Here is an 8,618-nt window from a genome sequence, read left to right as displayed (position 1 = left end):
CGAGCGTGACTTCTGGATCACGGTTCTCCGCAACGCGGATCACGTCGTCGCGGAACTCCTTGGGGAACGGCTTGGGCATGATGACATCCTTCCAGGCCAGCCCTCTCGGCTAGCCACGTTCGATGTCACCTGTTCCTGCATCAGACCCTTCCTCCGGTGTCAACGATGTCGTGTCTGACTTGCCAGGTGTCTGACTTGCCAGGTGTCTGACTTGCCGGGTGTCTGGTGAGTCTGGCCGTGTGGGTGCGGCCTTCGGGATCAGGGTGTACGCGAATTCTGGGGTTCTTCTCGCGATCGCGCGGTGGGGTGGAAGGCATTGTGGAACCTGCGCAGCAGGCTGCAGGAAGCCAGGTCAAATTCAGGCCAGTCCCAATGGCGGACCACTCATCTCAAACGTGGGGAAAAGCCTCTAGCCTGCCCGGTGGTGCGCGAGCTCAAGCTCGATAAACGCCGCAATCATCGCACGGTACGCCTGTTCGACGACCTCTGGCGATGCGCCAGCCTGTTCCGCGAGGCCGCGAACCTTGAGGATGACCTGCTCCACGCGATCCGGGGCGCGCACCGCCCGCTCATCCTTCTTGAGGGAACCTGCAGCGAGTACCCATTGTTGACGCTCGGCGATGAGCTCCACGATCCGGGTATCGAGTGCGTCGATCTCATTCCGAACTTCTTCGATGCTCGGCGTTGCAGCTTCGGTCATGCGGTCGAGCTTAGCGATTACCTGGGAAGTGATTCCTGCGATGTTGGAGAACCAAATCGAGTCGAGGGCTGATCGGCACCCCTCAGTACGGCCCCAACCGGCAAGGGGGTGCTCAGGTCTCCCGAATTGAATCCGGAGCCCCGCCGGTCAACGCGGACTGGTACCGGGGCTTCGGGACTGCGGGACGACGCGTCGCCGACGTGGCGTGCCTGATCGCGCGGCTCGAGGTTGCGGGGGCGATCGCCGAGGTGGTTCAGCCCCAGTGGGCGATCGATCAGATCCTGGACACCGCATTCACGCACTTCGGCTTGATCATGGGGCACACGCCATGCTTGACCAGGTCAGGGGCGACGCGTCCAAGCTTTCCCCCTACGCGCAGGCCTTCGCGGCGCTCGGGAGCGAGTACGCGGGGCGGGGTACCCTGGTGGACTCGCTCGTCAAGGACGGCGCGATTCAACGTGAGCTTGACCGCACCATGTCCGGCTATGACGCGCTGATCACCCCCACGACGGGCCTGGAGATGTTCGCCGCGGAGGAGAACTACCTCGACGGATTTAGCGTCGATGGGACGCACTTTGCGCACTACCTCGCCGGGACGCTCCGGACGCCGTTCAACATTGCAAACCGGTGCCCTGTGGTGGCGGTGCCCACGGGGGTCTCCGACACGGGCGTGCCGACGAGTGTGCAAGTCGTTGGAGCGCCATTCGATGAGGCGACCGTGTTCGAGGTCTCATCGATCGTTGAAGAGCTGACGGATCCTATGCGGTACCCGTTCGAGTGATCCCCGCTCGGGGGAGCGGTGGGGTGCCGCGCGGCTTGCGCGGCACCCCACCGCTGTCCCGCCGAGGCCTCAGCGTCGACGGCACGCGACGCGTGGCCCGTCGTTCTGTGCGGGTGTCATGAGGGACAGGGCGGAGCGCTAGGCGTCTGGAGTCCGTCGCCGCCGGGCGCTCATAGCGGCACCCGTGCCGGCCGCGGTGAGGAGCGTACCGAGCGTCACCAGGCCAACGAGCGCGGGAGCGCCGGTCTGCGCGAGTGTCGGCTGCGCCGGAACTGTGGTGCCCGCCGGTGGCGAGGTGAGAATGGGCTGGGTCGTGTCCTCTTTTTTGTCTTTGTCTTTGTCTTTGTCTTTGTCTTTGTCTTTGTCTTTGTCTTTGTCTTTGTCCTCGTCGTCGTCCGCGTCGTCATCATCATCGTCATCGGGGTCCGTGCTCTGCGCGAGAACCGGAACTTCAATGCGCGCGTGACCCGTGACGGTGTAGTCCGCAAAGGGGCCCGCAAGGAGGTACCCCTCCGGAACTACCAACTGGTTTGAGACGATTGTTGACTCCGGTTCGAGTCCGGGGAAGGACTGCGTGGCTACCGGGACACCGTTTTCGGTGTAGGCAACGGTCACGTCGTAGAGTGCGCGGACAAGCTCAAGCGTGAGTGAGAGATCGCTCGTGACCTCTACCGGTTCGAACGGCTCGGCGAGCTGGTAGTTCGTGGGGACTGTGAGCTGGGGCTCATCGATGGTTGCCCGATGCTCAACTTCGGGGAAGGCCTGCGTAGCGACCTCGGTGCCGGAGAATACGTAGGAGATGGTTACCTGATGGGGGAGATATTCCAGCGGGATGTCGTTCCTGTAGAGCCCCGACTTGGTGATGTCCACGTAGATTTCCTGGTCCCAAGTTCGAGAAAATCGAAACCCTTCCGGGGGTTTAAGGAGTGCCTGGAAGTCGACGGAGCTCCCTTTCTCCAGGTGCTCACACTGGATCTTTTTCAGTGTGCCTTCAAAGGTGAAGTTGAACTGGACGTCGACATCGATGGGAGGACACGTGTATTCAGGGTCCAGGGGCTCCTCAGCTCGGAGTTCAGGGGGTGCGGCCTGCGCCGCAGCCGGGAGGAGCCCCCACAGTGACCCCACGAGCACCACCAGGGACGACGCTAATACTGCGAGTCTCATCGTGAACGAACGAGGGTGATTTCGGCCCAGCACTGTCATGCTTCTCCTTCGAGGTGTTGCAATGCCCCGGCCCGTTTGCCCCTCCGGGAATGCGCGTAGCCCGCAGCAACTCGTGCTTCCGAATGCAGAGTAATATTGCGGACGCCTTGGTCCCCGATTGTGTGCGCGAACTTGGCACCAGATTTGAGTGGACACTCATGGTCTGCAGAACTTGATACCCGGGTTTTCATATTTGAGGCTGAGCAGTCAGCCCGGGTCTCGTGGTCATCTCCAGGCCGAGGCTTGAGTAGGGTTCGCTCGAATGTACTCAGCACACGCTGTGCGCGCCGGTGGTCGCAGGCAAGGTGAAGCGTGTTCTCGCGCTCGCTTTGGTGATCCCGCCCCGTCTCACCACACGAGTGTCCCGGGGGTCCCGCTGCCGAGAGTCGATCAGCCCCGCCGGGGAAGGGTGAGCATCCGTCCGGTCTCTCGGCGCAAAAGATGCCTCGACCAGGCAACGCCCGGTAACCTGGGATGATCCCGGAGCACATCCGCAGCCGGGACGGTCGCGCACCCGCCGGTCGGGGGATCACCTGGCGCGGGGCCCGGCCCAACTCGCTGGCCGACAACGGCCATTTTGGGGAGACGCACGTGAGTGAACTAGCAGCCTTCGACCGCCGCGAATCTGAGGTCCGGGGGTACATCCGCTCGTTCCCCGTGCTTTTTGAACGCGCGAACGGCTCGGTGCTCAGCACTGCGGACGGCCGCGACTATCTCGACTTCTTCGCGGGTGCCGGCGTGCTCAACTACGGGCACAACAACCCCAAGCTGACCGAGCCGCTGATCGACTACCTCCGCGACGGCGGGATCCTGCACGGGCTCGACATGGCGACCTCGGCGAAGCGGGACTTCATCGAGGCATTCGAGCGCCGGATCCTGGAACCTCGCGGCCTGGACTACAAAATGCAGTTCACAGGGCCGACCGGAGCGAATGCGGTGGAGGCGGCGCTCAAGGTTGCGCGCCAGGCTACCGGCCGCTCCAACGTCGTCGCCTTCACGAACGGCTTCCACGGGCTGAGTCTCGGGGCGCTCGCCGCCACGGGCAACGCCAAGTATCGACGCGCCGGGGGCATCGACCTCGGTGGGGTCACGCGACTGCCCTACGACGGCTATCTCGGTGCGGACCTCGACACCCTTGACCTGTTCGAGAAGATGCTCACCGATCCGGGATCCGGGTTGGACCTGCCCGCCGCCGTGATCGTGGAGACCGTGCAGGGCGAGGGCGGCATCAACGTGGCGAGCCCCGCGTGGCTGCAGCGCCTCCGCGAGCTGACGGCCGCCCACGGCATCCTGCTGATCGTCGACGATATTCAGGCGGGCGTGGGCCGCACCGGAGCGTTCTTCAGCTTCGAGGAATCGGGCATCGTCCCCGACCTCGTCACCGTCTCCAAGTCGATTTCCGCCTCCGGACTGCCGATGTCGCTGCTGCTCATGCGCCCCGAGGTGGACGTGTGGGAGCCCGGCGCGCACACCGGCACCTTCCGCGGCAACAGCCTGGCCTTCGTGAGCGCCCGGGCCGCCCTGGACACCTACTGGGCGGACACCGCATTCGTGGAGCAGATCGCGGAGCGCAGCACGCAGCTGCGCACGGCGCTCGACGCCATCGCCACAGAGTTCCCGGAGGCAGGCTTCGTGGTCCGTGGGCGCGGCCTCATGTACGGCCTGGCCTCGGTGAGTCGCCCCGAGCTCGCGGGTGCGGTCTCCGCTGCGGCGTTCGAGCACGGTCTCGTCATTGAGACCTCCGGTGGTTCCGACGAGGTATTGAAGTTCCTCCCGGCACTGACGATCACGGCCGAAGAACTCGACGCAGGACTCGCGATTGTTCGGGAGTCGCTGCGCGCGGTCGGCGCGTAGCTCGCGCTCAGAGCGACGCCCTCGCCTCACTGTGGCGAGGGCGTTGCGGCGCAGTGCCGCTCACCTGAGCGGCCAGGGTCGGGAGCTCAGCTGCAGCTGAGCTCCCGACGGAGCGGCGACTACTTGTAGCCGATCATGTGGGCGATCGCGATGACCAGGACCGCGACGATTGTCTGGGCGAGTAGCAGCGGCCACACCCACTTCACCCATTTGCTCCAGGAGATCCGCGCTACGGCAAGCGACGCCATGAAGAATCCGGCTGTGGGGAACACCATGTTCCCGATCCCGTCCGCGAGCTGGTAGGCCAGGACCGCGGTTTGGCGAGTGACTCCCACCATGTCCGCAAGCGGTGCGAGGATGGGCATCGTGAGCGCAGCTTGGCCACTTCCCGAGGGGACAAGGAAGCTGATGAGTCCTTGAACGAAGAACATCCCGACTGCCGCGACAGTCCCGGGGAGCGCGCTGATGGCGCTAGCGAGGCCCACGAGTAGTGTGTCGAGGATCCGGCCGTCCTGAAACACAACAAGAATGCCATACGCCAGCCCGACGACAAGCGCGCCCATCACCATTTCTCTCGCACCGGAAATGAACGCTTCGGCGGTGCCGTTTGCACCCAGCCGGGCGATCACGCCCACCAAGATTCCCATCAAAATGAAGAGTGCTGAGAGCTCGGGCAGGAACCATCCGAACGCGGTGACTCCGACAGCGAGAGTCACGAGCGTCGCGGCCAAGACAAGCAGCACGGTCTTGTGGCGCGTGGTGAATACAGGGGCGACCCCAACGGACTGCGTCCGAATTTCTTCGGCGAGCGTATCTGCGCCCCAGAGCACGCTCCGGGCGGGGTCCTTCTTGATTCGGCGGGCATACAGCATCACAAACGTCGTAGACAGCGTGAGAAGAACGGCCCACAACGTGATCCGGAGCCCGATACCCGAGAAAATGGGCAGACCCGCGAGGCCCTGCGCGATACCGACAGTGAACGGGTTCATGAATGCCGCAGTGAAGCCCGCGCTACCGCCCAGGAGCACCACGGCAGCACCAACGATCGAGTCGTAGCCCAGCGCGACCGCGATTGGCACCAGAATGGCGATGTACATGATGGACTCTTCCGCGAGGCCAAGCATGGCACCGCCGAGCGAGAACAGTGTCATGAACACGGGGATAAAGAGGATCTCACGCCCCCGGAGCTTCTGCGCGATCGCGCTGACCCCCGCATCGATTGCGCCCGTCGCGCGAAGCACGCCGAACGACGCTCCAATGATGAAGATATAGAAGACGATGCCTGAGGCACCGATCATTCCGTTGTAGATGGCGGTCAGCGCCGTCCATGGCGTCGCGGGGTGTGCGTCGACCGGATGATACGTCCCCTCAACAACGGTGTCTCGGCCCGCGATCTCAACCCGATCAAACGCCCCGGCCGGGATGAAATGGGTGAGGATCGCAGCGAGCGCGATGATTCCGAGGATGATGACGTACACGTGAGGGATCTGAAGCCGACGCCTCCGAGGGGTCTGCACCTTCGCGTCTGACATCGTTGTCACTGCCTGCTCCATGATCACTCTTTCCGAGCCCCGGTCTGGCGGCTCTCCGAGACGATTCAATGCGGTTTGACCGCGACCGGCCATCCCGGAACACGTGCAGCCGTGCATAGAATCTATGCACGGCTTCGTCGTGACCGCCTGCCGGGCAGCCTGTAGTGTGAGCCGCGTGGATGATGCCGTCGGACTCAGGAACTTCCGTGCAATCGAAGCCGTGGCGCGGACCGGATCTGTGGCACGTGCCGCCGAATCCCTGGGCTGGAGCCAACCCACCGTGCATCATCACCTCGCGCGACTCGAGCGCGCTCTCGGAGCGCCTCTTGTCGAGAAAGGGCCAACGGGATCACATCTCACCCCGATGGGCATGCTGGCCCGGCAGCACGGCGCCGATATCTTGCGTATTTGGGACAGCCTGCAGCAGGAGATCGTGGCGGCTCAGCGTGAAGACCAGCTCAGCGTCAAGCTGGGTGCGTTCCCGACAATTGGATCCAGGATCCTTCCGCTGATCAGTTCACGGGTCACCCAGCGTCCCGAGTGGCAGCATGCGCAGGCTGATGGTAGCCAGCCGCGCCTGGAGATCACCGTGGACGAGTCCGCAATCATTCAGCGACGAATTCTCGAGGGCGACCTTGACCTCGCAATCGTCTTTGCGGAAAGTGACCTTCCCCCACACGATGCGCCTGACATTGATGTTTCGCTTTTGTACTTGGAGCCTGTCTGGCTGTGCCTACCCGCCACTCACAGGCTCGCGCAGCAGACACTCACCGTCGACGAATTGTTCGCCGAGCTCCGGGATGAGCCGTGGGTGTTCGGCGGCGACCCGCTCGACTACTTCGATCTCCAGACTCGGAAGCTGTGCGCGGAGTTCGGCTTTGAACCTATTGTCGGCGCGCGCACGAGTCAGTATGCCGCGGTGATCCGCATGATCGAATCCGGTATGGGCGTCGCGGTGCTCCCGGAAAGCGCCATTGACCGGTCGGCTGGGGTATTCAGGGCTCGCATTGATCCCTCCCGACTCACACGGAAAATCTACCTGTTGAGCCGCCGGCGATCCTCCGCGATGCTGCCATCAGAGGTGCAAACTCCGCGGCAGCTGCGAGAACGGGAACGGCTCGCCTTTGCCGTGAAACACGTGATCGAAGAGATCCGCCTCAGCATGAGTGAGCTGAAGGATCTCGACGAGCATTGAGGACAGTCTGCTCCAGAGACGGTGGTGTCGCACCGTCTCTGGAGCCCCATGGTGTCGTCTCTAGCGAACCCGGCGCGGATTGGCGGCGGTCCACAGCACTTCTGTGAGCAGCGTTGTCGCGGGAACAATGTCCTCGATGTCTGTCCACTCCTCAGGGCTATGGCTGATGCCTCCGCGACTCGGGGTGAAGATCATGCCCGTCGGCACTTCACGCGCCGTGATCTGCGAATCATGGCCGGCGCCGCTGTGGAGGGTGGCGGTCGGTATTCCGAGATCGGTTGCCAGCCCTTGGATGAGCGTGACGACCGATTCATCCATATCCGTGGCGTTGTCAATGAACTCTTCGGCGAAGGCGTGGTGAACCCCACGCGTGACGGCAACGGACGCGATTTCCTGTTGGATCTCCGTCCAGAGCGCGCGAAGTGCGCTCGACTGGGGGTGACGAACATCGCACGTGAGCCGAACGTGGCCGGGGATCACGTTCGCTGAACCCGTGCATTCGAGAGTTCCGACGGTCACGACGGCGAGTGGATCGCGCAGCGCGAGCTGCTCCAGCCGCACCATCACCTCCGCGGCGGCAGCGAGCGCGTCCTTTCGCTTCAGCATGGTTGTTGTTCCGGCATGATTCTGTTCCCCGGAAATTGTTACGGATGCGGTGACCTGGCCGACGATGCTGGAAACAACCCCCACAGGTATTCCGAGGTCTTCGAGGGTGCCTCCCTGTTCCACGTGCAGTTCGATGAACATCCCCACGTCGTCGCGAGTATTGGCGAGCACCCCGTCGAGAGACATGCCGTGTCGGTTCCACACATCGGTCAGGAGTTCACCGTCCTCATCGCGGAGCCCCGCCGCGTCCTCACGCGCGAGCTTTCCAAACATCGACCGAGAACCGAGCATCGAGAGCGGGAACCGGCTGCCCTCCTCTTCGCAAAATGCCACCACCTCGATCGAGTGTTCCGGGCGTTGGTTCTGATCTCGGATCAGGGCCTTCACCGCCGAGATCGCGGCCACAACCCCGAGTGCGCCGTCAAACATGCCGGCGTTTCGGACGGTATCAAAATGGGATCCGGTGAGGACAACCGGAGCGGAAGAATCTGCGCCCTTGAGCGTACCGATGAGGTTCCCCACCGCGTCAATTCGCGTTTCGAGCCCGGCATCGTTCATCCACTCGGAGAGGATGTCGCGGGCTTCGAACCACCCCGCGGAGTAGACGGGCCGAAAGAGTCCGTCGTGTTCCGTTCGGCCTGCCGCGCCGAGCTGAGATACCCGGGCTTCGAGCTCCTGTGCATCTATTGTGAAACTCACGTTTCGCCTCCATTGATCTGGCTGGGCCTCTCCCCGCCGAGCGGGAGA

7 protein-coding genes are annotated in these 8,618 nt (G+C 63.4%); 3 read left to right on the top strand and 4 right to left on the bottom strand.

What is annotated here, in order from left to right; genetic code table 11:
- Window positions 1–409: 409 nt before the first annotated feature.
- Window positions 410–700, bottom strand: a complete 291-nt coding sequence (locus tag FM113_RS10415) for a chorismate mutase (RefSeq protein ID WP_087014359.1) — start codon at window positions 698–700, stop codon at window positions 410–412.
- Window positions 701–1,028: 328 nt separating this feature from the next.
- Here FM113_RS10415 and FM113_RS10410 point away from each other — a divergent pair, with 328 nt between their 5' ends.
- Window positions 1,029–1,481: an amidase family protein gene (locus tag FM113_RS10410; protein WP_087014357.1), complete on the top strand. Its 453-nt coding sequence runs from the start codon at window positions 1,029–1,031 to the stop codon at window positions 1,479–1,481.
- 138 nt (window positions 1,482–1,619) lie between these two features.
- Here the strand turns inward: FM113_RS10410 and FM113_RS10405 are convergent, their stop codons facing one another.
- On the bottom strand, window positions 1,620–2,351 hold the full coding sequence (locus tag FM113_RS10405; protein ID WP_140393339.1) for a hypothetical protein: 732 nt from the start codon (window positions 2,349–2,351) through the stop codon (window positions 1,620–1,622).
- 924 nt (window positions 2,352–3,275) lie between these two features.
- Here FM113_RS10405 and ectB point away from each other — a divergent pair.
- Window positions 3,276–4,538 (top strand): diaminobutyrate--2-oxoglutarate transaminase, encoded by a 1,263-nt coding sequence (gene ectB, locus FM113_RS10400; protein WP_254908959.1) that lies wholly within the window; start codon window positions 3,276–3,278, stop codon window positions 4,536–4,538.
- A gap of 119 nt (window positions 4,539–4,657) precedes the next feature.
- On the opposite strand, the gene FM113_RS10395 is transcribed toward ectB, so the two are convergent.
- On the bottom strand, window positions 4,658–6,070 hold the full coding sequence (locus tag FM113_RS10395; RefSeq protein WP_087014409.1) for a YfcC family protein: 1,413 nt from the start codon (window positions 6,068–6,070) through the stop codon (window positions 4,658–4,660).
- 175 nt (window positions 6,071–6,245) lie between these two features.
- Between FM113_RS10395 and FM113_RS10390 the strand changes: the two genes are divergently transcribed.
- Window positions 6,246–7,265, top strand: a complete 1,020-nt coding sequence (locus FM113_RS10390; RefSeq protein ID WP_176387168.1) for a LysR family transcriptional regulator — start codon at window positions 6,246–6,248, stop codon at window positions 7,263–7,265.
- Between the two features lie 60 nt (window positions 7,266–7,325).
- Here the strand turns inward: FM113_RS10390 and FM113_RS10385 are convergent, their stop codons facing one another.
- Window positions 7,326–8,570 (bottom strand): Zn-dependent hydrolase, encoded by a 1,245-nt coding sequence (locus tag FM113_RS10385; RefSeq protein WP_176387167.1) that lies wholly within the window; start codon window positions 8,568–8,570, stop codon window positions 7,326–7,328.
- Window positions 8,571–8,618: the final 48 nt, after the last annotated feature.

This window comes from Leucobacter sp. 7(1), assembly GCF_900163635.1.
Taxonomy (GTDB): Bacteria; Actinomycetota; Actinomycetes; order Actinomycetales; family Microbacteriaceae; genus Leucobacter.
This window is presented reverse-complemented; position numbering and strand designations above follow the sequence as displayed.

Coding starts and splice junctions, on each gene's coding strand:
- FM113_RS10415 (WP_087014359.1), bottom strand. CDS start 700: ATGACCGAAGCTGCAACGCCGAGCATCGAAGAAGTTCGGAATGAGATC.
- FM113_RS10410 (WP_087014357.1), top strand. CDS start 1,029: ATGCTTGACCAGGTCAGGGGCGACGCGTCCAAGCTTTCCCCCTACGCG.
- FM113_RS10395 (WP_087014409.1), bottom strand. CDS start 6,070: ATGTCAGACGCGAAGGTGCAGACCCCTCGGAGGCGTCGGCTTCAGATC.